This is a genomic window from Acinetobacter sp. 228, from assembly GCF_048147885.1.
The window spans coordinates 1-1,465 of sequence record NZ_JAYWYV010000232.1; the positions used below are offsets into that span (position 1 = coordinate 1).

The following is a 1,465-nucleotide window of genomic DNA, read 5'->3' on the forward strand; positions in this document are numbered from 1 at the left end:
AGAATTGACCTGAACTCCACGGTAAATAAACACCTGCCCAATATCTTCAAAAACTTTAACTAACGTTAATGATTTTCGAACAGCACCGCCAATTGTTAAGCTGTTTGTCGCCCAGTTATTGAATGCTAAAGCACTTAAGAACAAATCAAAGGTACCAAGTGATAATTCAAACTCTAACTGCCCTGCCACTTCTGCTTCAGTAACTACCCCACCTTGTCGAAAACGTGAATCAACCACTTCACTGCTTTCTTCAGTAGAAACATTTTCAGATAAACCATCACTTACACGGCGAACTGTGTACCAGATCGGGTTTGCTGGAGTTGTTCCTAAAACTGCTTCTTCACAAGCATATAATCGAATTTTTGCGCCTGAACTCATTTATGGTTCTCCAAAATTTAGGCAATAAAAAACCCGCTTTTTAAGCGGGTTATTAAAGTGTTTCGTCTGTGTCTGAGATTTCTGGCGGTTCCACGCCATTCATGGCTGCAGCAACTGCCTGAGATAAGTTAGTAGGCTGGAAATCCACTGGTGTTTCACTCAAAGTTTCTTCAACCTCAGGTTCTGGTTCAGGTTCTTCATGCAGACGGATATCAATCCAGCGGCCTTCTGGAATGTCCATTGGGTTCTCGTGATCTGCCACAACAGCAGCAAGTTCAAAATCAAACTTACGCTTGTAAGTTTTAATTGAGATGTCACCATTTTCTAGGGTGTCATACACTACTGCGACGATTGTGTTGCCGTTTGCATCTTTCGGTACTTCGATATACCAGCCTTCCTGAGCAAAGCCTAAAGAACCTTCTAGTAAATAATCACCAACATCAATTCTCTTAAATTCAATCGGCTGTTTTTTTGCATCATTATTGAGCTCGATATGGTCGTTAAATAGCTTAACTACTGGTGAAGCTGATTTGATAAATCCATTTGAGTCAACAGTAGTATTTCCTGTGTGTCGAAATCTGTAAGTTTGACCCCAAGATGACTGAAAGAATTTTCTAAATCCCACGTCTAACGAATTGGCCGTTCCGCAATAAAGTTGCCATCCTTCTGCGCCTACTACCCACGGTATATCAATCCCTACAACATAATCAGGAATACTTGTTGAAGAGCTATCAGCAAATATTTTAAAAAGACGCCCTAATGGTGTTGCGCTTTTCGTAATTGTTGTAGCTGCACCACCCAAACCAAAAGCCCCAACCTCCATTACATTTCCTGCCGAAGTCCCAATTAACCGTGAAGCCGGATTAGTTGTGGGGATATCCGTAATTTGTGAAAAGGCAGGTGCTAGATTAGGAATGCCTGATGCAAAAGGCAGCATGAATTGCCGTTTTCCCTGAGCCGAGTTATACGGGAATGGCCGGTGATCCCAACTAAATTTAAAAACAAGATTTGCCATTATACTGTTACCCCGTCAACCACTTGGAAAGTCAAAGTTTCAGTGTGCTGCGTAGTACCACTAACTACAGCT

General features: G+C 41.8%; 2 protein-coding genes. Both read right to left on the bottom strand.

Annotated elements, in window-relative coordinates:
• Positions 1-378 (bottom strand): phage tail tube protein (locus VXQ92_RS17695; RefSeq protein WP_416682693.1); only part of this gene is annotated, 378 nt, incomplete at its 3' end.
• Positions 379-430: 52 nt separating this feature from the next.
• Positions 431-1,393: a phage tail protein gene (locus VXQ92_RS17700; RefSeq protein WP_416667293.1), complete on the bottom strand. Its 963-nt coding sequence runs from the start codon at positions 1,391-1,393 to the stop codon at positions 431-433.
• Between the last annotated feature and the right edge of the window lie 72 nt (positions 1,394-1,465).

Excerpts from the sequence above, each read along its gene's own strand:
- VXQ92_RS17700 (WP_416667293.1), bottom strand. The coding sequence starts at position 1,393 with ATGGCAAATCTTGTTTTTAAATTTAGTTGGGATCACCGGCCATTCCCG.